This window comes from Synechococcus sp. RC10B2 (assembly GCF_047502635.1).
Genome location: NZ_JANSHO010000025.1, coordinates 1 through 19647, shown reverse-complemented (window position 1 = coordinate 19647; position 19647 = coordinate 1). Strand labels below are relative to the sequence as shown.

At 60.0% G+C, this 19647-nt stretch carries 22 protein-coding genes and 1 tRNA gene; 13 read left to right on the top strand and 10 right to left on the bottom strand.

Translation table 11 applies throughout. The features are described 5' to 3' along the window. Positions 1–142 precede the first annotated feature (142 nt). Positions 143–307, top strand: a complete 165-nt coding sequence (locus NW855_RS03970; protein WP_414347897.1) for a hypothetical protein — start codon at positions 143–145, stop codon at positions 305–307. 28 nt (positions 308–335) lie between these two features. On the opposite strand, the gene gatC is transcribed toward NW855_RS03970, so the two are convergent. The 3 genes from gatC to NW855_RS03955 form a co-directional block, all read right to left on the bottom strand. Continuing rightward, positions 336–629: an Asp-tRNA(Asn)/Glu-tRNA(Gln) amidotransferase subunit GatC gene (gatC, locus tag NW855_RS03965; RefSeq protein ID WP_011430197.1), complete on the bottom strand. Its 294-nt coding sequence runs from the start codon at positions 627–629 to the stop codon at positions 336–338. Between the two features lie 67 nt (positions 630–696). Then, positions 697–1218 carry a photosystem I assembly protein Ycf3 gene (locus tag NW855_RS03960; RefSeq protein ID WP_011430196.1) on the bottom strand — a complete coding sequence of 174 codons (522 nt, stop codon included), beginning with the start codon at positions 1216–1218 and terminating at the stop codon, positions 697–699. A 77-nt stretch (positions 1219–1295) separates the two neighbouring features. After that, positions 1296–1631, bottom strand: coding sequence for a chlororespiratory reduction protein 7 (locus tag NW855_RS03955; RefSeq protein ID WP_240527911.1), 336 nt, complete (start codon positions 1629–1631; stop codon positions 1296–1298). A gap of 92 nt (positions 1632–1723) precedes the next feature. On the opposite strand from NW855_RS03955, the gene trpS reads away from it, so the two are divergent. Then, entirely contained in the window at positions 1724–2719 is a 996-nt protein-coding gene (gene trpS, locus NW855_RS03950) for a tryptophan--tRNA ligase (protein WP_414402798.1), read from the top strand. A gap of 12 nt (positions 2720–2731) precedes the next feature. On the opposite strand, the gene NW855_RS03945 is transcribed toward trpS, so the two are convergent. Next, positions 2732–3733 (bottom strand): DMT family transporter, encoded by a 1002-nt coding sequence (locus tag NW855_RS03945; RefSeq protein ID WP_414402799.1) that lies wholly within the window; start codon positions 3731–3733, stop codon positions 2732–2734. Between the two features lie 104 nt (positions 3734–3837). Between NW855_RS03945 and truB the strand changes: the two genes are divergently transcribed. Both truB and apcB read left to right on the top strand, forming a co-directional pair. After that, positions 3838–4737 (top strand): tRNA pseudouridine(55) synthase TruB, encoded by a 900-nt coding sequence (truB, locus tag NW855_RS03940; RefSeq protein ID WP_011430192.1) that lies wholly within the window; start codon positions 3838–3840, stop codon positions 4735–4737. Positions 4738–4967: 230 nt separating this feature from the next. Continuing rightward, a complete protein-coding gene (apcB, locus tag NW855_RS03935) occupies positions 4968–5471 on the top strand; it encodes an allophycocyanin subunit beta (protein ID WP_011430191.1) in 504 nt (167 codons plus the stop codon). 1 nt (position 5472) lies between these two features. On the opposite strand, the gene NW855_RS03930 is transcribed toward apcB, so the two are convergent. Then, positions 5473–6150, bottom strand: a complete 678-nt coding sequence (locus NW855_RS03930; RefSeq protein WP_011430190.1) for a TIGR03943 family putative permease subunit — start codon at positions 6148–6150, stop codon at positions 5473–5475. 303 nt (positions 6151–6453) lie between these two features. On the opposite strand from NW855_RS03930, the gene NW855_RS03925 reads away from it, so the two are divergent. The 5 genes from NW855_RS03925 to NW855_RS03905 all read left to right on the top strand — a co-directional run bounded on the left by NW855_RS03925 (position 6454) and on the right by NW855_RS03905 (position 10670). Then, positions 6454–7455, top strand: a complete 1002-nt coding sequence (locus tag NW855_RS03925; protein ID WP_011430188.1) for a zinc-dependent alcohol dehydrogenase family protein — start codon at positions 6454–6456, stop codon at positions 7453–7455. Between the two features lie 35 nt (positions 7456–7490). After that, a complete protein-coding gene (locus NW855_RS03920; protein WP_011430187.1) occupies positions 7491–8060 on the top strand; it encodes a hypothetical protein in 570 nt (189 codons plus the stop codon). Positions 8061–8115: 55 nt separating this feature from the next. Further along, positions 8116–9687, top strand: a complete 1572-nt coding sequence (locus NW855_RS03915) for an AAA family ATPase (RefSeq protein WP_011430186.1) — start codon at positions 8116–8118, stop codon at positions 9685–9687. Positions 9688–9883: 196 nt separating this feature from the next. Continuing rightward, positions 9884–10537 carry a Crp/Fnr family transcriptional regulator gene (locus NW855_RS03910; RefSeq protein WP_011430185.1) on the top strand — a complete coding sequence of 218 codons (654 nt, stop codon included), beginning with the start codon at positions 9884–9886 and terminating at the stop codon, positions 10535–10537. Between the two features lie 60 nt (positions 10538–10597). Continuing rightward, a tRNA-Phe gene (locus tag NW855_RS03905) sits at positions 10598–10670 on the top strand. A gap of 114 nt (positions 10671–10784) precedes the next feature. Here the strand turns inward: NW855_RS03905 and NW855_RS03900 are convergent. Beyond that, on the bottom strand, positions 10785–11783 hold the full coding sequence (locus NW855_RS03900) for an ABC transporter permease (RefSeq protein ID WP_228375483.1): 999 nt from the start codon (positions 11781–11783) through the stop codon (positions 10785–10787). 57 nt (positions 11784–11840) lie between these two features. Beyond that, positions 11841–12647, bottom strand: coding sequence for an ABC transporter ATP-binding protein (locus NW855_RS03895; RefSeq protein ID WP_011430183.1), 807 nt, complete (start codon positions 12645–12647; stop codon positions 11841–11843). A 244-nt stretch (positions 12648–12891) separates the two neighbouring features. On the opposite strand from NW855_RS03895, the gene argJ reads away from it, so the two are divergent. Continuing rightward, positions 12892–14112, top strand: coding sequence for a bifunctional glutamate N-acetyltransferase/amino-acid acetyltransferase ArgJ (gene argJ, locus NW855_RS03890; RefSeq protein WP_011430182.1), 1221 nt, complete (start codon positions 12892–12894; stop codon positions 14110–14112). 23 nt (positions 14113–14135) lie between these two features. On the opposite strand, the gene psbH is transcribed toward argJ, so the two are convergent. Further along, the gene (gene psbH, locus NW855_RS03885) at positions 14136–14339 is read right to left on the bottom strand and encodes a photosystem II reaction center phosphoprotein PsbH (RefSeq protein WP_011430181.1); all 204 of its coding nucleotides are present in this window, start codon (positions 14337–14339) and stop codon (positions 14136–14138) included. Between the two features lie 190 nt (positions 14340–14529). Between psbH and psbN the strand changes: the two genes are divergently transcribed. Both psbN and dapF read left to right on the top strand, forming a co-directional pair. Further along, positions 14530–14661, top strand: coding sequence for a photosystem II reaction center protein PsbN (psbN, locus tag NW855_RS03880; protein WP_011430180.1), 132 nt, complete (start codon positions 14530–14532; stop codon positions 14659–14661). 26 nt (positions 14662–14687) lie between these two features. After that, positions 14688–15557 carry a diaminopimelate epimerase gene (gene dapF, locus NW855_RS03875; RefSeq protein WP_414508370.1) on the top strand — a complete coding sequence of 290 codons (870 nt, stop codon included), beginning with the start codon at positions 14688–14690 and terminating at the stop codon, positions 15555–15557. Between the two features lie 3 nt (positions 15558–15560). On the opposite strand, the gene NW855_RS03870 is transcribed toward dapF, so the two are convergent. Next, the gene (locus tag NW855_RS03870; RefSeq protein ID WP_414403052.1) at positions 15561–16250 is read right to left on the bottom strand and encodes a hypothetical protein; all 690 of its coding nucleotides are present in this window, start codon (positions 16248–16250) and stop codon (positions 15561–15563) included. An 86-nt stretch (positions 16251–16336) separates the two neighbouring features. Then, the gene (locus NW855_RS03865) at positions 16337–16969 is read right to left on the bottom strand and encodes a hypothetical protein (RefSeq protein ID WP_414508369.1); all 633 of its coding nucleotides are present in this window, start codon (positions 16967–16969) and stop codon (positions 16337–16339) included. A gap of 132 nt (positions 16970–17101) precedes the next feature. Between NW855_RS03865 and pcrA the strand changes: the two genes are divergently transcribed. Continuing rightward, positions 17102–19447: a DNA helicase PcrA gene (gene pcrA / locus NW855_RS03860; RefSeq protein ID WP_414508368.1), complete on the top strand. Its 2346-nt coding sequence runs from the start codon at positions 17102–17104 to the stop codon at positions 19445–19447. The last annotated feature ends 200 nt before the right edge of the window (positions 19448–19647 follow it).

The window sequence follows — 19647 nt, the reverse complement described above, 5'->3', positions numbered from 1 at the left end:
ACGCCCAGATTGTGAGACTCAGGGGCATTGAACCCCTTCGTCTCACCGCCTATCCTCCAGCCCGCCAAGCTGCGCTGTGGCGGGAGTACCCCAGAGGTTCTGATGGACGCAAGCCAACCGCTCGCTTGAGAATACCCGCCTGGTGCTCTGGTACAGCTTTGGCTGCAACCATTTCCCCCGCACCGAAGACTGGCCGGTGATGCCGGTTAGCTACATCGGCTTTCTGCTCAAGCCGTTGGGCTTCTTCGAGTGCAACCCGGCCCTGGATGTGCCTCCTCCCCCCCCCAAAGAGCAAAAGCTGCTGTAGCTCATAGCTGCAGGGCTTGCCAGTTGGGCTAATCTTCCCCTTCTAGGATGCGGGGCACCTTGAAGAACATGTCAGCGCGGTCGGGAGCGTTGGCCAGGATCCCTTCGATATTGGGGTAGGGCTCCACTTGGTCGGGGCGAGTGGGCAGCTCCGCATCCAGCACATGAAAGGTGGGCTCTACCCCTTCCGTATCCAGTTCTTTCAGTTGCTCCACGTAGGCCAAGATATCGGCCAGTTGCTCGGTAAACTGGATTTCCTCTTCTTCCGTAAGCTCCAGCCGCGCCAGGTGGGCAACATGTTGCACCTCTTCTCGTGTCAGCATCCTTCCTTTCCGCCAGCAGGTTTGACTTCTGGTCAATCTAGCTGAACTGGGGTACTTGGGGGAAGACTCAATACAGCTCCAGGTTGGCGCGTCCCGTGGTCTTGAGCCAGTTTTGCGCCTCGATGTAGTTGTTGGGGGCAATGCGAATGGCGCGGATCCAGTATTGAGCCGCCTCATCGAACAGGGCCTCTGCCGTCTCCTCATCCCCGGCCTGCAGGCTCTGCTCGCCCTTGTGGTGCAGCAAGACGGCAATGTTGTTTAGGGCAGAACAGAGGCGGGGGTTCAGCTCCAGGGCCTGGTGGTAGTACTCCAGGGCTTTGTCCAGTTCGCCATTGCTCTGGTAGATCAGGCCCATGTTGTAGAGGATGTAGCTGCGGTCTTCGTCGTCTTGCTCCAGGGCCAGGGCTTCTCGGTAGTTTTCTAGAGCCTCGGCATATTCTCCCTCGCTCTGGGCCGCCATGCCGTCCCGGTAGTAGGCAAAGGCCTTCTTCTGCTCAGGACTCACCCCCGGCATCAGCTTCAGGATCAGGTCAGCCATGACGGTGAAGGTTTTGTCGATGAAGTTGTCGTTCTTCATGCTGCGCGGCATGATTGACCCCCTTAGAGCGCAGGACAGGGTATCTCTTCTTTGGGTTGTAGCATGCCTATGGGATCCCGTGCGTGGCCTCAAGCCGGATGCTGGCCGGGGCGAGAAGAAGCTGAGGGGCGCTTGCGCAGGCGTACAGGATGCCACTGCACGGTTTCGCCAGGGGAGACCTCCACCTCACAGGCCGTGTCGATGAGCCGTTGCGCCTGGGCTTGAGGGGTGGGATAGCGGGCCAGATCTGCATCCACCAGATGGGGGTGCTCCTGCAACAGCCGCACAAGGAACTCCTGCAATTCCTCGGGGGTGAGAAATTGCTCTGGCAGGCCCGGGATCAGCAGCACGTAGTGGTTGGCAGCACGCAGCAGTTCTGGCTCCGGGTCTGCCATGGTTTCGGGTTGCTGTCTTTCTTCCCTCATAAACCAACGGGTTGCGGCTCTCTTGATATCCTGAACAAAGACTTTCTTGGTTCTCGTCCTCCCTCTTGTTGGCGTTTGAGATCGCTTTTCCTATGGCCAAGCCGCGCACGCTTTCTGGAATCCAGCCCTCCGGCGAGTTGCACCTGGGCAATTACTTGGGGGCCATTAAAAACTGGGTGGCCGAGCAGGAGCGCTACGAGAACTTCTTCTGCATTGTGGATCAACATGCCATTACTGTGCCCCAGGATCCCAAGCTGCTGAGGGAGCGCACCCGTTCTTTGTTTGCTCTCTACCTGGCCTGTGGCCTCAGCCTGGAGCACTGTGTGCTGTTTGTGCAGTCCCACGTGCCCGCCCACACGGAGCTGGCCTGGCTGTTCACCACCATCACCCCTATGAACTGGGCGGAGCGCATGATCCAGTACAAGGAAAAAAAAGAGAAGCAGGGAGAGGAAACGAGTGTTGGCCTGTTCAGCTACCCGATTTTGCAGGCAGCGGATATTCTCCTCTACCAGCCCAAGTATGTGCCGGTAGGGGAGGATCAGCGGCAGCACATCGAGCTGTGTCGGGACATTGCCCGCCGCTTTAACGACCGCTTTGGGGAGGTGTTTGTGATCCCAGAGGCGCTGATTCGCCCGCAGGGGGCGCGGATCATGAGCTTGACCGATGGCACCCGCAAAATGTCTAAGTCGGATCCCTCGGATTTCAGCCGCATTCACTTGCTAGACGACCCCGACACGATCCGCAAGAAGATCCAAAAATGCAAGACCGACTCGATTCGGGGCATTGCCTTCGACGACCCGGCACGCCCGGAGGCCCACAATTTGCTGACGATCTACATGCTCACCTCCGGCAAAAGCAAGGAGGAGGTGGCGGCTGAGTGCGCCGAGATGGGATGGGGACAGTTCAAGCCCCTCCTCGCCGACAGCATTATCGCCACCCTGGAGCCCATTCAAAAGCGCTACCAGGAGCTCTCGAGTGACCCCGACTACCTCCACGGGCTGATGCGGGAAAATGCCGCCAAGGCCCGTGCCGTGGCCGAGCAAACCCTCCAAAAAGCGCGGGATGCCATGGGGTTTCTGCCCCCCTAGGAGAAGGCTCCCTTAGTCGGGTCGGCCATCGCGGATCTCGACGGTGCTGAACTCCAGGCCCAGCTCCGAGAGGATCCCTGGCCAGGCCAGGCGCAGGCGCTCCTGCCACTCCTGCCGGTGGTTGATGACATACACGCAGACCAGGGTAATGCCCACTCCCACCCATTGCACCGGCGTCAGGGTCTCGCCCAGGAAGGTACTGCCGAAGAGGAGGGCAAAGATGGGGGTGAGAAACGTGAGGGAGCTGAATTCGGTGAGATTTTCCTGAGAGGCGAAGTAGAAGAAGAGGGCGTAGGCCACGGCGCTCCCCATCACCGAAGCGTAGAGCAGGCCCAGCCAGTGGGCGCCGCTCAGGTGCTGCCATTGCTCGCTTTCTGTTAGCGCCGAGAGCAGGATCAAGGGCAGGCTGCCCAATACCATGTGCCAGCCTGTCGCCAACACCGGATCCGCCACCTCCGCCACCTTCGGCATCATCACGGTGCCAATGGCCATCGACAGGGAAGCCAGCAACATCCAGACCACGCCGGCCCCCACCTGCAGGGATCCTTCCCCGCCGAGGCCGATAAGGCTGATACCGACCACGCCCAGCCCCAGACTCAGCCAGCCCAGGGATCCCATCCGCTCCCGGTAAAACCAGGTGGTCATCAGGGCCACCGCCAGCGGCTGCGAGTCGATCAGCACGGATCCCAGCCCGGCGCCGGTCTCTCTCAACCCTTGCGCCAAAAATCCCTGAAAACAGGTGCCGTCCACCAGGGCAAAGGCCAAGACCCACAGCCACCCCCGCAGCCCCTGGGGATGCCAGGGCTGAGAGGCCGCAGAGGCCCGCCCTTGCCAAAGCCGAAAGGCTAAAACCAGGATCCCGGCTGGCAACAGCCGCAGAATGGCCATGAAGAGAGGAGTGGTCTCGGAGAGGGCATCTCGCATGGCCACCATCGCCGAGCCCCACAGGAAAAAAGGGGCGATCATCAACAGGCGTTGCCAGATAGGCTGAGGAAACAGGCCAGATTGCGCCATAGGTGCTTCCAACTCGCAGACAGAAATCAACCCTATGTTAAGCGCTGCGGCAGTTCGGTTACAAATCTTAATTACTGATCAATGACTGATGGGTGATGGGCAGCATGGGATCCCTGGAGGGCTTTCTCAACCTGGATAAGCCGGCCGGGCTCACCTCCCACGACTGTGTGGCGGTGGTGCGGCGGGTCTTGCGCACCCGCCAGGTGGGGCATGGCGGCACTTTGGATCCGGCGGCAACGGGAGTTCTGCCCATTGCCGTGGGGCGGGCGACGCGCTTTTTGGCGTTTTTGTCGGGGGACAAGGTCTATCGGGCCACCTTTCGCTTTGGGCAGCGCAGCGACACCGACGATGCCGAGGGGCAGATCCAGGTGGGATCCCCTTGTCCGGAGCTGAGCCGCGAGCAGGTGGAGGAATGTCTGCGGGAGTTTGTCGGCGAGATCTGGCAGGTGCCGCCTCTTTACAGCGCCATCAAGCGGCAGGGGAAAAAGCTCTACGAGCTGGCCCGGGCCGGGGCAGAGGCGGCAGAACTGGGGCTGGAGCCGCGGAGAGTAGTGATTCGACACCTGCAGATCTTGGGCTGGCGCTCTGGCGAGTTCCCGGAAGTGGATCTGGAGATCGCCTGTGGCCCCGGCACCTACATCCGCGCCCTCGCCCGCGACGTGGGGGAGAAATTGGGCTGCGGAGGCTTGATGAGCCGCCTGCGACGGCTGCAAAGTGGCCCTTTTCGCAGCGAAGAGAGCCTGCCCCTGGAGCAGTGGCAGGGATCCGCCGATCCCGCTGCTGCCCTGTTGCCGATTGAGTGGGGATTTCGCAGTTGGAACTCAGTATTCTTATCTCCGGCTGAGGCGCAGCGCTGGCGACAAGGTCAGGCCATTCCTCTGGATCCGGCTCAGGCCACTGCCGAGACCCTGCGGGTCATGAGCGGAGAGGGAGAATTTTTGGGCTTGGGGCACAGCCAAGCAGGTCAGCTCAAGCCGCTGCGGGTGTTGCTGCCGGATCCCTAGAGCGTTGCAGAAAAGTTACATTTTCGTAACAACATCTGCCATTGGCTGAGGAGAAGGCGGGAAAGAACCCCCCGCATGCTAAACTTCTGGGGGCAAGCGGGGAGCTCGGAGCGCTGCCGGTGTTGGGCTCTGGCTCGATTTTCCAAGGTTGGCCTTTGGACGTTGCCGGCAAAATTCTCATCTCAAGCTACTTTATACATACATAGAGTTACAGGAAGGGAGTTGGGGATATGCGGGATGCCGTAACCACACTGATCAAAACCTATGACCTGGCCGGCCGCTACTTGGATCGGAATGCCATGGACGCGCTCAAGGCCTTTTACGATTCGGGTCTGCGGCGCATCCAGGCCGTGCAGGTGATTAACCTCAACTCGGTGGACATTGTCAAGACGGCTGCTGCGGCCATGTTTGCCCAGGTGCCGGATCTAATCCGTCCGGGCGGCAACGCCTATACCACCCGCCGCTACGCCACCTGTTTGCGGGATATGGACTACTTCCTGCGCTACGCTTCCTACGCCCTGGTGGCCGCTGATACCAGCATCTTGGACGAGCGCGTCCTGGCTGGTCTGCGGGAAACCTACAACTCCCTGGGGGTGCCGATTGCCCCGACAGTGATCGGGATCCAGAACATGAAGCAGCGCACCCTGGAGCTGCTCGGCTCCGACGAGGATTACAGCTTTGTGGCCGAGCCCTTCGATTACATGAGCGCTAAACTCAGCGAAACCGACATCTAACCTACTCGTCGGCGTAGGGATTGGCCGGCACCGGTATTGGCTCCACCTGATCGGCCAGGATCACCAACTGAGGCTGGCCATCCCGTTGCTCCACGGCCATCCGCCCTTCCAGACGCAGCCAACTGTCCGGAGCCAGTTCCTCCGAGCGGGGCCAGCGCACCGGCAAGCCGACCGGGTAGGCATCGGCAGCGCAGCAACTCACCAAAAAGCGAGCGATGACAAAGTGGTCAGGTTGCTCGTCAGGAACGACGAACCCCTGCACCTGCACCGGCTGGCCTTCATAGGTATAGGGATCCGGGTAGACATCCAGGGTGCGCACCCAGTCCAGCAGGGTGCGCTGGCGTGGATCAATCTTGGGACGAAAAGCCTGCGGCTGGCTGCGAGAGGCACCCAAATAGGGAGATACCCCCCGGTTGAGGGCCGTCTGGCTGGAGAGGGGACGGGGCTCGACCCAAAACCCCAGCAGCGCCGTCAGGATCAAGAGCGCCGCCCCCAGGCGCGACCCCAACAGGGAGACATGGCTTTCCGAGGGCGCGACTTTGGCCCCCCGCCACCGGCCAATCCCCAGGCCCAGCAGGCACAGGCCGGCCAGCAGAGCCACGTTTACATAGGCGGGGTTAATCAACAGCAGCAGGGTGCCCCGCCAGCGGTAGACGATGAGCAGGCTCCCCAGGAGCATCAGCCCAGCAGCATCCCAATAGGCTGGGTTACCCCAGCCGAGCCAGGAGCGCGATCCCAGGCCAGCTCTAGTTGCTTTTGACCGTGCCTTGCCGCCGAGAGAGCCAGAACCACCTGCGGGCATGGGCTACCGCTTGCCTCCACAACTCCGAAGCTTAGTTTAGGGCAAGGGATCCCTGGAGCGGTTCTCTTGGCTTATGCTACTAACCATTGTTCAGAGACCCCCTTGCCGGTGTATCCTCAGGAGCGCGGCGGCAATCGCGGGGCAGCAAGTCGAGCAAACCGAGCCTGAACACTTGAGAAGATGAAAGCCATCCTCATGAGCGTGCCGGGTGGGCCGGAGGTTTTGCAACTGCAGGAGGTGCCCGACCCGCAGATTCGCGGCGAGCGGGAGCTGCGTGTCCGCCTCAAGGCCGCCGGCGTCAACCCCATCGACACCAAGCTGCGGCGGCGAGGCACCTTCTACCCCGAGGAGATGCCGGCCATTTTGGGATGCGATGGCGCCGGCGTTGTAGAAGCCGTGGGATCTGGGGTCAGGCAGTTTCGGGTTGGGGACGAAGTTTACTTCTGCCACGGCGGCCTGGGCAGAGAGGCGGGGAACTACGCCGAGCTAATCGTGGTCGATGAGCGCTTCGTCGCTCCCAAGCCCAGAACCCTCAGCTTTGCCGAGGCTGCCGCCGCTCCCCTGGTGCTGATCACCGCCTGGGAAGCCCTCTACGACCGGGGACGGCTGCAGGCCGGCCAAAAGGTGCTCATCCACGCCGGGGCAGGGGGTGTTGGCCATGTGGCCGTCCAACTGGCCCGTCTGCGGGGATGCCAAGTGGCTACCACCGTGAGCACGCCGGAAAAGGCCGAGTTTGTCCGTTTGCTGGGGGCCAGCTTGCCCATCTTCTATCGCCAGACCGACTTTGTGCGGGCCGTTCTGGATTGGACGGAGGAGGAGGGAGTGGATCTTGCTCTCGATACCCTTGGCGGCCCAGTGCTGGAGCAGACCTTCCCTGCCGTGCGCGTGTACGGCGATCTCGTGACCCTGCTGGCGCCAGCTCCAGAGACCGATTGGCGGGTGGCCCGCGACCGCAACTTGCGAGTGAGCTTTGAGCTGATGCTCACCCCTATGCTGAAGAACCTCATCGTTGCTCGGCAAAACCAGGCGGAGATCCTCCGGCAGTGCGCCCGCCTCATCGACCAGGGCCAACTGCGCATCCGGCTCAGCCACACCTTTCCCCTGGCCGAAGCGGCTGCCGCTCACCGGCTGCTGGAACAGGGATCCGTTTTGGGCAAAATTGCCTTAACCATCTCCGACTAGGCATGCTGGAGGAGGCCCTGCCCAGATCCGAGTCTATGGCCGCTCCCCTCACCCCTCACCTGTTGGAGAACGAGAGCTTCTACGAGAATGCCCTCTGCTGGCTAGGGCGACCGCAGACGGCCTATCGGCTGCTGAGCGAGGCGGTTTTTCCGGCCATCTCCTCTTGGGTGCGGGGAGAGGTGGACAGCTACTCCTTCAATCACTGGCAGCCGGAGGACGTGCGCACCTTTCTCTACCCGGTGGTGGCTCTGGGAGACCAGGAGACCCTTGTTCTCGCCAGCGAGGCCCTGCTCCTCTGCGGCAGTGGCAACTACTACAACCCCTGTGACTTGGCCATTGTGGTCTTCGTGCAGCAGCCCCAAGAGCTGTTCAGCCAACTGATGCAGCGCATCCGCCGCGCCGAGGCCATCATCACCCGCGGGCCGGAGGTGCGCATGCTCTCTGAACAGGTGAGCCTGGCCAAGCGGGGGCGAGACTACATCAACACTAAGTATCTGGTCTGGCCCTACGCCCTCTCTGCTGCCGCTCAAGATACTTTGGTTAAACAGGGGATCAGCATTATCCGTCTTTCACCGCAAGCGGCCGCCCTGCCCTTGGGAGACTAAGCTGAGGGCAATTTGGAGGAAAATGGGGATCCCTGACTTTTCCGTCTCCATCTTTATGGCCGATGCCCACCTGCCGCCGCTAATCCAAGCGATGTTGGATCCGGGGTTTTACCCCCATCCGGTGCGGGAGCCGATTCAGCTCGTCCAAACCCACATTTCCTACATTTTCTTGACAGGGAACTACGCCTATAAGGTGAAGAAGCCTCTGGATTTTGGCTTTTTGAATTTCACCACCCTGGAGCGGCGACGCTACTTTTGTCAAGAAGAGCTGCGCCTGAACCAGCGCGGAGCGCCAGGGCTTTATCTACAGGTGTTGCCCATTGTGCAAGCCGAGGGCCGGTTTCAGCTTGACGGCAGTGGCGAGCCCGTGGAGTACACCCTCAAAATGCGGCAGTTTCCTCAAGAGCAACTCTTTAGCAACCTCCTCGAGCGGGGGGAGCTGACGCCACTCTTAATGGAGGAGCTAGGACGGGTGGTGGCGGCCTTTCACGCCCAGGCGGAGACCAACGACTACATCCGCAGCTTTGGCCGGCCAGAGCAGGTGCGGCAGGCTTTCGACGAGAATTACGCCCAAACCCAGCGCTACATTGGCGGCCCTCAGACGGCAGATCAATATCGGGAGACCCAAGCCTACACGGATCGCTTTTTTGCCGAGCGACAGGAGCTGTTTTACCAGAGAATTGAGCAAGACCGCATCCGCGAAGGCCACGGGGATCTGCATCTTGGCAACCTCTGTTGGTGGGAAGGCCAGATCTTGCTGTTTGATTGCATTGAGTTCAACGAGGCCTTCCGCTTTGTGGATACGATGTACGACGTATCCTATGCAGTGATGGATCTGGATGCCCGCCATCGCCCCGATCTGGGCAACGCCTATTTGAACAGCTATCTGGAAGAGACAGGCGATTGGGAAGGACTCAAGATCTTGCCCATTTACCTCAATCGCCAGGCCTACGTGCGGGCCAAGGTCACCTCTTTTTTGCTAGACGATCCTGCCGCCTCGGAAGCTGCCAAAGCCAATGCCTTCCACACTGCCGCCCGCTACTACCGACTGGCCTGGGAATACACGCTGCCCAAACAGGGGCAGTTGTTTCTGATGGCCGGCCTGTCGGGAGCGGGCAAAAGCACGGTGGCCCGCCACCTGGCCCGACAGCGAGGGGCCATCCACATCCGCTCCGACGCCGTGCGCAAGCATTTGGCTGGGATCCCTCTGCGGCAGCGAGGGGGGCCAGAGGTGTATACGCCCGAGATGACCGACAGGACTTATCGCCGCCTGGTGCAATTGGGAGTGGAGTTGGCCCGGGAAGGTTACAGCGTGATTCTGGACGCCAAGTTTGACCGGCAAGCGCTGCGGGGCATGGCAATTGAACAAGCCCAACGGTGCCGGATCCCGTTGTGCATCCTCTACTGCCACGCCCCTGAACCTGTCCTCCGCGAGCGGCTGCAACGGCGAACGCTCCCTGCTTCGAGCCTGGGTGAGCCGCTGAACCTCGCCGACATTGCCGATGCCACCGCCGATCTCCTTGCCCAGCAGCAGGCGCAGTGGCAGGATTTTTCCGAGGGGGAGCGGCGCTTGCTGCAGGTTTTGGATACCAGCCAAGATTGGCAAGCGCAACTGCAGCAGATCTAGGTCTCGACTCCAACTGACCAAGGTTACCGGCAAAGCGCATGCTGCCGTTTCCGGGTTAGAGGCTGACCGCAGCCCCTGCTGATCTCAGGCGGCGGTCAGGTGAAGAGTTTTTCTCTGGGAAGAGAGTTGGGCAAGAATCGAGGCGGTGCAGGAGGAGACCCCAGTGAGCGAGGTAACGGCTGAAGATTTACGCCTGATGTTTCTGTTTGAAGGCTTTTCCCCTGAGGTGCTCGAGCCGCTGGCCCGCCAGATGTTGCTGCGCTCCCACCCTGTTAACCAGGCCATCCTGCTACAGAACGACTGGGGCAACGCCGTCTATTTCATCCTGGAGGGTTGGGTCAAGATTCGCACTCACGATCTGGAGGGCCGGGAGGTTACCCTCACCATTCTTGGCCCAGGGGAGATCTTCGGGGAAATGGCCGCCTTGGACGAGGCGCCCCGTTCCAGCGATGTGATTGCCCTGACAGCCACCAAGGTCTGCTCTCTGTCGGCCCAGAACTTTCTGGCCCTTTTGGCTGCCGATGCGCAGGTTGCCATCCGCCTTGCCCAGCTCTTGTCGCGACGTTTACGGCAGATCAACCGTCGCCTGCAATTGCGGGAGGCCAGCAGCGTCGCTCGCGTCGCCGATATCCTGCTCTTCTTGGCGGAGTCCCGCGGGCGGGTCGGTTGCAAGGGGGTAGAAATTCCCAATTTGCCCCACCGGGAGCTGAGCAGCTTGAGTGGCCTGGCCCGGGAAACGGTTACCCGTGTCTTGTCTAAGCTGGAGCAGGAGGAGCTGATCCGCCGGGATCGGCAGCGGGACATCCTCTGCATCCCCCAGATGGATGCCCTGGAAAAGCTAATTGGCTAAAGCGAGGGTTGCCACCTGTTGCCAAAAGCCCTCTTGGCATTCTAAAATGATAGTCCCAGAGCCGGGATAGCTCAGTTGGTAGAGCAGAGGACTGAAAATCCTCGTGTCACCAGTTCGAGTCTGGTTCCTGGCATCTGCCAATAACAGGTCAAGATGGGCTCAGGGCTGCAACCTGAGCCTTTTTGTTGCCGGGAATTCCCAGTTCTTGCCTTTTGCGAAACCGCTTCTGCCGGCTCTATGGCAAAAATTAGTTCTCGCGGCGCACAGCGCTCTCGTGCCACCTGCCCAGTATCTTGTCCGACAAAGCGCTCAAGGCCACAAAGATCAGGATCCCTAGGCCGGTAACCAGCACCAAGGCGGCAAACATGCGAGGCACCTGCAAATTAAAGCTGGAGATCAAGATTTGGTAGGCGATCCCGGCCCGTTGCCCACCGGTGCCGGCGACAAACTCCGCCACCACGGCCCCGATCAAAGAAAGGCCGCCGCTAATGCGCAGACCTCCCAGGAAGTAGGGCAGGGCACTGGGCAGACGCAAGTAGATCAAGGTTTGCCAGCGATTGGCCTTGTACAGTTGAAACAGGTTGAGCAGGTTGTGATCGACACTGTTTAATCCCAGGGTGGTGTTGGAGATAATGGGGAAAAAGGCGACAATCCAAGCGCAAACCACCATCGCAGCAAAGGTGTTGTTGCGCAGCCAGATGATGATCAACGGCGCGATGGAAACGATGGGTGTTGTTTGCAAAATCACCGCATAGGGAAAGAGGCTGCGCTCAATCCATTTGCTCTGGGCAAACAAAATCGCCAGCAAAAGCCCCGAGACTGTGGCCAAAAGGAACGCCACCACCGTAATTTGTAGGGTGATCAAAAGGGAAGGGAAAAGGGATCCCCACTCCCGCACCAGGGTTTGCGCCACCAAAATCGGCCCCGGCAATAGATAGGGAGGCACCCCCGTCAGCCGCACGGCCACTTCCCAGCCCACCAGAAAAAGGATCCCGACGATCCCAGGGGCAATCACGTCCAGGTTGAACCACTTGCGCAGATCCAACCCTTGCCCAGAGGTCGGCGGCGCAGAGCCAGGTACCTTAGCCGCATCGGTGGGTTGGGGCCTGAGTTGTTCTTCCACCGCGCTGCTCAGCCGAGGCAGCTCCCCATCCAGCCAGAGCCCAAAGGGGCGCTCTGGCGCGCCAAGCAGGGATCCCAGCCAGCGAGACAGCCAATCGAGAAGGAAACTGAAAGGACTCAGCATAGGGTAGGGGGAATCAAGGGGCTCTAACACCGGGAATGCTGCCAAAGGGGGATCCCGTCAGCCCAGCCGTCCGGCGGAGAGGGGGCGCAGGCAGGGATCCCGCTCCGTGTCGTGCATGGCCTCCCGCAAACGGGTCGCGACCTCCCGGCAATAGTCGTTGTAAAGGGGCGAGGTGCGAAACTCTTCCGAGCGGGGGTAGGGCGCCTCAATGGGGATATCCGCCACCACCCGCCCTGGGCGGGCTGCCATCACCACCACGCGGTTGGACAGATAGACGGCCTCGTAAATGTTGTGGGTAACAAAAATCACCGTCCAGCGCTTCTCCTGCCACAACTCCAGCAGTTCGCCGTTCAGCTTGCTGCGGGTGATCTCATCCAAAGCACCAAAAGGCTCGTCCATCAGCAACACCTGCGGCTTGGTTACCAAGGCGCGGGCAATGGAAGCCCGCATGCGCATACCGCCGGACAGCTCGCGGGGAAAATGGCGCTCAAACCCCCGCAAGCCCACCAGGTGGAGGGCTTCCAAAACCTCTCGATCGGCTTTTGGCCGAGGCTCACCGGCCAACTTCAGGGGCAGGCGCACATTGTCCATCACCGTTGCCCAGGGCATGAGGGCCGGCTCCTGAAACACAAAGGCCAATTTGGGCTTCCCTTGGGAGGTGTTTTGCCCCCACTCGATAGAGCCGGTGGTTAGGTCACCTAACCCTGCGATCAGCCGCAGCACCGTGCTTTTCCCACAGCCAGAGGGCCCCACCAAGCTGACGAACTGCCCCTCCTGGATGGCCATGTTCATGTCTTGCAAAGCCACCGTGCCATTGGCATAGACCTTGCTGACATGGTTAAGGGTAATGACAGGGGCGGGCATGGCTCGCGGTTCCTAGAGCAGAGGGCAAAGGGATCCCTTCCCAATCCAGAAAGAGAAGGGCGCACATTACCATTAAAACAACACTATCTGTCGCCTCTGCTGCGGTAGGCACAGCTACACCCCCCGACCTGGTTTCCAGAGAGTTTCTCGGGCAAAACTTGCCAGTTGCCAACCCTGGCCCTCAACCCCGATCTGAGCGCCAAGCCGGTATGATAGTGCCGATCACCCCCTGGCCCCAGAATCTATGGGATCCCAATTTAAACGGGTTGCAGGCGCCGTTACCGCCCCGCGAGGGTTCCGCGCTGCTGGCGTGGCTGCTGGCCTCAAGCCCTCCGGCGCTGCCGATCTCGCCCTAATTGTTTCCGACTGCGAGGCGGTGGGGGCTGGCGTTTTCACCAGCAACCAGGTCAAGGCCGCCTGTGTTACCTACAACCAAGGGATCCTCGCCCAAGGGCAGCCGGTGCGGGCCATTCTCTGCAATGCCGGCCAAGCCAACGCCTGTACAGGAGAAGAGGGGGAGCGCAACAACGCCCAACTGGCCCTCTGGGTAGGAGAACGGCTGGGGATCCCGGCCCAACAGGTGCTCACTGCCTCGACAGGGGTGATCGGGCGGCAATTGGAAATGGCCAAAATCGAGGCGGCCCTGCCCCGCCTGATCGACAGCCTCTCGCCGACAGGAGGAGAGAGCGCCGCCCGCGCCATCCTCACCACCGACCTGGTGACCAAGAGTACAGCCCTGGAGGCCGAGATCGACGGCTACACCGTCAGGCTGGGAGGCATCGCCAAGGGATCCGGTATGATCCACCCCAACTTGGCGACGATGTTAGCTTTCCTAACCTGCGATGCAGCCGTGGATCCTCCCCTCTGGCAGCAGATCCTCAAAGAGGCGGTTGACCTCAGCTTTAACCAAATCACCGTGGACGGGGATACCAGCACCAACGACATGGTGCTGGCTCTGGCCAACGGCCAAAGTGGGATTCCCACCCTGCAAGCTGGCACGAGAGCTGCCCAAGCCCTCGCCGAGATGGTTGTCCAGGTTTGCATTCACCTGGCTAAGGCCATCGCCCGCGACGGCGAGGGAGCCACCAAGTTGTTGCAGATCCGGGTGCAGGGCGCCCCCGACGACAGGTCAGCTCGGCAGATAGCCCGTGTCATTGCCAGCTCTCCCCTGGTGAAGGCGGCAGTTTTTGGCAACGATCCCAACTGGGGCCGGGTGGCCGCCGCCGCCGGACGGGCTGGGATCCCCTTTGACAGCCGTCGCTTGGAGGTTCGCCTGGGGGATTTTCTGCTGCTGCAGGGGGGAATGCCTCTGGCTTTTGATCGCCAGGCGGCCTCTGAGTACCTAAAGAGAGGGGATCCCGTAACCTTTACGGTAGACCTCCACCAGGGATCTGGCCAGGGCGTTGCCTGGGGCTGTGACCTCAGCTACGACTACGTGCGCATCAACGCCGAGTACACCACCTAGACAGCCCGCGGCAGCCAGGAGCCCTAGAAGCTGAGGCTCTCCCAGGAGACGTTGATGTCTTCCAGGAGCAGCGACTTGTTGTAGATCTGCAGGATGATCAGCAAGAAGATGCCGAACAGCACCATAAAGACCGCCATCAAAGGCGTGGTGCCCCAGCCAGGGGCCACCTTGCCGTATTCCGAGTTGAGAGGACGCAGCAGATCGCCCAGTTTGGTACGAATCGCCATAGGTTCTCGCGATAGGTCAAAGAGAGGACAGGTTTGCCAACTTGGAGGTCAGCACGGCGGCAGATCCCAGCCAGACAACCTCCTTTTAAAATCACGCTAACAGAATCTGGTCACTCCCCTTTGCCGCCGGCAATGAATTGTAAACTTGTGTAATATGTAGGGAGATTCTCTCAGAACTGAAGAGCTAACCATGGAATCCACCCTTTCGCTGGTTGTGGCCATTGCGGCAATAACCATCTGCATCACCGCCTTTGCCATCTACACCGCCTTTGGCCCCCCTTCCAAAAACTTGCAGGATCCCTACGAGATGCACGAGGATTGAAGCCGGTTGTTGTGCGGTTCCGCTGCATGCCTGTTCGGTTGCCCTCCCGTCTCTCCTTCCACAAATACCAGGGGCTGGGGAACGACTTTATCTTGGTGGACAACCGCCACCAGCCGCAGCCCTGTCTGACGCCTGAGGAAGCCGTTGCCCTCTGCAACCGCCGCTTTGGCGTGGGGGCCGATGGGGTTATCTTTCTGCTGCCGGGGCAGGAGGGGGCCGACTTCAGCATGCGCCTGTTCAACAGCGACGGCTCGGAGGCGGAGATGTGCGGCAACGGCATCCGCTGTTTGGCCCGCTTTTTGCAGGATCTGGGGATCCCTGGCCAGGACGGCGCCTACCAGATCCACACCTTGGCGGGGCGGATCGTGCCGCAGGTGCGGCCTGATGGCTTGGTAACAGTGGACATGGGGATCCCTCGCCTCTTGGCCGGGCAGATCCCCACCACGCTGGCCAAACCAGAGGAAAAGGTGGTGCGGCAGCCCCTGCAGGTAGGCGGGCGGGAGTGGGCGGTGACGGCGGTGAGCATGGGCAACCCCCACTGTGTGGTCTTTTTGGAAGAAGAGGGATCCCTGGAAGAGCTGGACTTGGCAGCTGTGGGCCCCCTGTTTGAGCATCATCCGGCCTTTCCTGAGCGCACCAACACCGAATTTGTGCAGGTGCTCAGCCCGACTCGTCTGCGCCTACGGGTTTGGGAGCGGGGAGCAGGGGCAACGCTGGCCTGTGGGACGGGTGCCTGTGCTGTTTTGGTGGCTGCTGTTTTGGAGGAGCGCGCAGAATCGCAAGCTACAGTAGAACTGCCGGGAGGAAATCTGGAAATTCGCTGGGATCCGAGCACACAGCACGTGTGGATGACCGGCCCTGCCCTACACGTCTTCAGCGGCACCACTGCCGGTTGAGAACTAGGCTCCCAGACCCAACAGGAGGATGGCCAGGAGGCCGAGGATCCCATAGGCAACGCTCCAGCCCTGCCGCCAGATCAGCGCCACTGCCAGGCCCAATAAGACCAGGCCCAAGCCCAGGCCAAGGCGGAGAAATAGAGGGTGTACAAACCGGCTGAGGGAGCGTTTGAGCCAGGGGAAGATCACCCCCAAGGCGAAGGCCAGTCCTACGGGGATCCAATCGATCCAACCTGTCTGCTCCCAGCCCCCCAACAGGTAAAAGCCGCCCAGACAAAGGCCCAGGCAGAAAAACAGCACCCGCATGCCGGGATAGTCTTGTCGATAGTTGAAAGCAAGGCTTCGGAGCTCCTTGGGGTGGGCCAAGACCAATGGCTCTACAGCAAAGCTTTCGCTCCACTCCGGCGCTTCTTCAGTTTGTCCGCGGCACCAAAGGTAAACGTTGACCTTGCGCAACCCTTGCAGCAGAGAGGCTTCCACCGCACTGCGCACCACCTCCATCACCTGCAGGGTATCCACCACATCGCCCGGCAGCCGTTCCAGCAGCACGTTGAGAACAGGCCCCTTCAGCTCGGCTCGGCCAAACAGCCGCAAGTTGGCAAGCTTGTAATCGAGGATTTGGTTCAAGATTTTGAGCTGGCGGCGCATGGGATCCCGCGAACAGAGAGCCGTCGTTCGACCGGTTGACTTCAAGCTTCAACATGACCGGTATGACCAGTTTAATGGCTTGGGCCAGAGCAGCAGAAAAGAGGCGTTGCCGGTGTGAAAGGGAAGTGGGACTATCCCATGAGGGTGCGAATGCACCGGCGAATGCTGAGGTTGGATTGCTCCAAGTCGGCAAATCCGCTCAGAAGAGTTCCCTGGCCGTCCAAAAGCAGCAAAGCGGCCTGTTGGCGAAAATTGATCCCAGGCAAAGCTGCAGCGGCTATTTCTTGCAGCTTCTGGATGGTTGCTCCCTCAAAATCGACCGAGACATACACAAACGGAGAAACCAGGCGGGGATCCGTCGGTACACTCTCCCGGATGGCCTGCAAAACCAAATTTCGCACCAACAGCAGCCCCCTGCCATCCACCAGCACGATCTGGCGCAGCCGAGGGTTTCGCCCGAACTCCAGGGCCAAACTTTTGGAGAGGGCTTCCGATTGCGAGCGGGTTTGGCTGTTGGTCAAGATCAACGCTTGAATGCCCTCATACCGACTTAGGTCAAGCCGATCCCCAGCAACGCTTTCCAGCTTGAGGTCAAGCGAGGCTTGGGGGTTGCCGTTGCTGGGGCAGTTGCCGGCTTGAACAGGATCAAACAGGCTGGGACAAAGCAGGGCAAGGGTGGCAAACCTTAGAGCAATCCGTCTCTTTTGAAAGCAAATCCGGCTGCGGTTAGCCAGGGCACAGCAGCAGGACAGTCCTCGGTTCATGGCGGGGAGTTCTGGAGGTGGGCCGGCCAAATCTTAACCGATCTTCATCTTTGGCGCTCCAGAATGCCCTTTGGCTTCTCGTCCCCATTGGGTTGGCGCCCATAATGGAAAGCAGTTTCTGCTTTGCCGACTATGACTCACGCCTGTTTGTTGGATGCCCTCAACCCTGCTCAACGGCAAGCGGTGCACCATTTTTGTGGCCCTTTGCTGGTGGTGGCGGGGGCAGGTTCCGGCAAGACGCGCACCCTCGCCTATCGCATCGCCCACCTCATCCGCCACTACCGGGTGGATCCGGAGGAGATTTTGGCCGTGACCTTTACCAACAAGGCCGCCCGCGAAATGAAAGAGCGCATCGAACGGCTCTTTGCCGAGCAAGAGGCCCAGGAGCAATTCGGGATCCCCTTGGCGCAATTGGAGCCGGCCCAGGCGACGCGGCTGAAATCGGCGGTCTACCACCGTTGGATCAAACCCCTTTGGATCGGCACGTTTCACAGCTTGTTTGCCCAGATCCTGCGCCTGGAGATCGAAAAATATCAGGATCCCAAGGGACGAAAGTGGACTCGCAACTTCTCGATTTTCGATGAATCGGACGCCCAATCCCTGGTTAAAGAGATTGTAACTAAGCAACTCAACTTAGATGAGCGCAAGTTCGATCCAAGATCGGTGCGCTATGCCATTAGCAATGCCAAAAATCAAGGTTGGACCCCTGCCGATCTGGAGCGCCACCAGCCCAATTTCCGAGGTCGCATCCTGGCTCAGGTTTACGAGCTCTACGAAGATCAACTGGCGGCCAATAATGCCCTCGATTTCGACAACTTAATTTGGATCCCGGTGCAACTTTTCCGCCAAAATGAGCAGGTTTTGGCCTACTGGCACCAGCGCTTTCGGCACATCTTGGTGGACGAATACCAAGATACCAACCGCACCCAGTACGAGCTGATCCGGCTCCTGGCCACCAACGGCGAGACCCGCCGCTCCGAGTGGGACTGGACCAATCGCTCCCTCTTTGTGGTGGGCGATGCAGATCAAAGCATCTATCGCTTTCGGGGGGCCGATTTCACCATTTTGCTGGAGTTTCAAGAGACCTTTGGCGATGGCCTGCCGGACGACGATACCCGCACCCTGATCAAATTGGAAGAAAACTATCGCTCCACCGCCACGATTTTGCAGGCGGCTAACGTCCTGATTGAGAAAAACACCGAGCGCATCGATAAAATTCTCCGGCCAACTCGCCCCCCCGGCCATCCCATCGTTTGCTACCAGGCGGAGGACGAAATGGCCGAGGCCGAGTTTGTGGTCAATACCATCCGGCGATTACACAGCCAAAATCCCAACTCTTCCTGGGGAGATTTTGCCATTCTCTACCGCACCAATGCCCAATCTCGCCCTTTTGAAGAGGTTTTGCTGCGGTGGGGGATCCCTTACACGGTGGTGGGGGGGCTGCGATTTTACGATCGCAAAGAGATTAAGGATGTGCTGGCCTATTTGCGGGTTGTGCTCAACCCTGCCGATTCTTTTAGCCTGTTGCGCATTATCAATGTGCCGCGGCGGGGCATCGGCAAGTCCACTCTGGACAAGCTAAGCGAAGCGGCGGCTGCCTTAAATGTGCCCCTGTGGACTATCCTCAGCGACGAGGCCTCTGTTACCAACCTGCTGGGGCGTTCGGCCAAGCCGGTTCTCCAGTTTGCCCAGCTTATCCAGCATTGGCACAGACAGATGGCCCAGGTTTCGGCTGCCGCCCTTCTGGAGGGGCTGCTGCGGGATTGCGGCTATCTGGAAGATCTCAAGGCCCAGGGCACAGAAGAGGCCGAGGAAAGGATCGCCAACGTGATGGAACTCTACAATGCCGCCCGCCAATTTGAAGAAGAACAGGAGGATCCCAGCCTCGAGGCTTTCTTGAGCAATGTGTCTTTAGCTTCCGATTTGGACACCCTTCAGGAGGGAGCTGAGAAAGTTTCGCTAATGACGTTGCATGCTTCCAAAGGGCTGGAGTTCCCGGTGGTGTTTTTGGTGGGGTTGGAACAAGGCCTGTTTCCCAATTTTCGCGCTTTGGAGGATCCTGCCGCGCTGGAAGAAGAACGGCGCCTCTGCTACGTGGGCATCACCCGCGCCCGCGAGCAATTGTTTGTCTGCCACGCCAGCGAGCGGCGGCTCTACGGCAACCGCGAGCCCGCCATCCCTTCCCTATTTTTGAGTGAGCTGCCCCAAGAGCTGATCCAATGGGAAAAAGGCAGGGGGCTTTCGTTCTCCGCCGACAACACGGCTGCGGCCACGCCCAAAGCAAAGGCTGCTCGCCGCCAAGGCCGTTCCTCCCAGTGGGCCGTTGGGGATCGCCTGCAACATCCCCAATTCGGACAGGGGCAAATTACCCACGTGTTCGGCAGCGGCGAACGGATCACCCTGGCGGTGAGGTTTCCCGCCATCGGCCAGCAGAAAATCTTGGATCCCCGCATCGCGCCCATTCAAAAGCTCAGCTAGCTGGCTGGGCTCGAAACCGCTTTGGAGATGGATGGCGTAGCGGTATGGGTCTCATCCTTTTTTGTAGGTGCCTTGATCTCGCCCAGAACTTGCTTGGAATAAGGCGGCTTGGCAGGGATCCCTTTTGTCTTGACACTCCCACCCAGGGGATTCTTACGCAGTCCACAAAAGAACCCGTAACGGCGTTGTCAAAGCGCCTC

Coding starts and splice junctions, on each gene's coding strand:
- gatC (WP_011430197.1), bottom strand. CDS start 629: ATGCTGACACGAGAAGAGGTGCAACATGTTGCCCACCTGGCGCGGCTG.
- NW855_RS03960 (WP_011430196.1), bottom strand. CDS start 1,218: ATGCCGCGCAGCATGAAGAACGACAACTTCATCGACAAAACCTTCACC.
- NW855_RS03955 (WP_240527911.1), bottom strand. CDS start 1,631: ATGAGGGAAGAAAGACAGCAACCCGAAACCATGGCAGACCCGGAGCCA.
- trpS (WP_414402798.1), top strand. CDS start 1,724: ATGGCCAAGCCGCGCACGCTTTCTGGAATCCAGCCCTCCGGCGAGTTG.
- NW855_RS03945 (WP_414402799.1), bottom strand. CDS start 3,733: ATGGCGCAATCTGGCCTGTTTCCTCAGCCTATCTGGCAACGCCTGTTG.
- truB (WP_011430192.1), top strand. CDS start 3,838: ATGGGATCCCTGGAGGGCTTTCTCAACCTGGATAAGCCGGCCGGGCTC.
- apcB (WP_011430191.1), top strand. CDS start 4,968: ATGCGGGATGCCGTAACCACACTGATCAAAACCTATGACCTGGCCGGC.
- NW855_RS03930 (WP_011430190.1), bottom strand. CDS start 6,150: ATGCTCCTGGGGAGCCTGCTCATCGTCTACCGCTGGCGGGGCACCCTG.
- NW855_RS03925 (WP_011430188.1), top strand. CDS start 6,454: ATGAAAGCCATCCTCATGAGCGTGCCGGGTGGGCCGGAGGTTTTGCAA.
- NW855_RS03920 (WP_011430187.1), top strand. CDS start 7,491: ATGGCCGCTCCCCTCACCCCTCACCTGTTGGAGAACGAGAGCTTCTAC.
- NW855_RS03915 (WP_011430186.1), top strand. CDS start 8,116: ATGGCCGATGCCCACCTGCCGCCGCTAATCCAAGCGATGTTGGATCCG.
- NW855_RS03910 (WP_011430185.1), top strand. CDS start 9,884: ATGTTTCTGTTTGAAGGCTTTTCCCCTGAGGTGCTCGAGCCGCTGGCC.
- NW855_RS03900 (WP_228375483.1), bottom strand. CDS start 11,783: ATGCTGAGTCCTTTCAGTTTCCTTCTCGATTGGCTGTCTCGCTGGCTG.
- NW855_RS03895 (WP_011430183.1), bottom strand. CDS start 12,647: ATGCCCGCCCCTGTCATTACCCTTAACCATGTCAGCAAGGTCTATGCC.
- argJ (WP_011430182.1), top strand. CDS start 12,892: ATGGGATCCCAATTTAAACGGGTTGCAGGCGCCGTTACCGCCCCGCGA.
- psbH (WP_011430181.1), bottom strand. CDS start 14,339: ATGGCGATTCGTACCAAACTGGGCGATCTGCTGCGTCCTCTCAACTCG.
- psbN (WP_011430180.1), top strand. CDS start 14,530: ATGGAATCCACCCTTTCGCTGGTTGTGGCCATTGCGGCAATAACCATC.
- dapF (WP_414508370.1), top strand. CDS start 14,688: ATGCCTGTTCGGTTGCCCTCCCGTCTCTCCTTCCACAAATACCAGGGG.
- NW855_RS03865 (WP_414508369.1), bottom strand. CDS start 16,969: ATGAACCGAGGACTGTCCTGCTGCTGTGCCCTGGCTAACCGCAGCCGG.
- pcrA (WP_414508368.1), top strand. CDS start 17,102: ATGACTCACGCCTGTTTGTTGGATGCCCTCAACCCTGCTCAACGGCAA.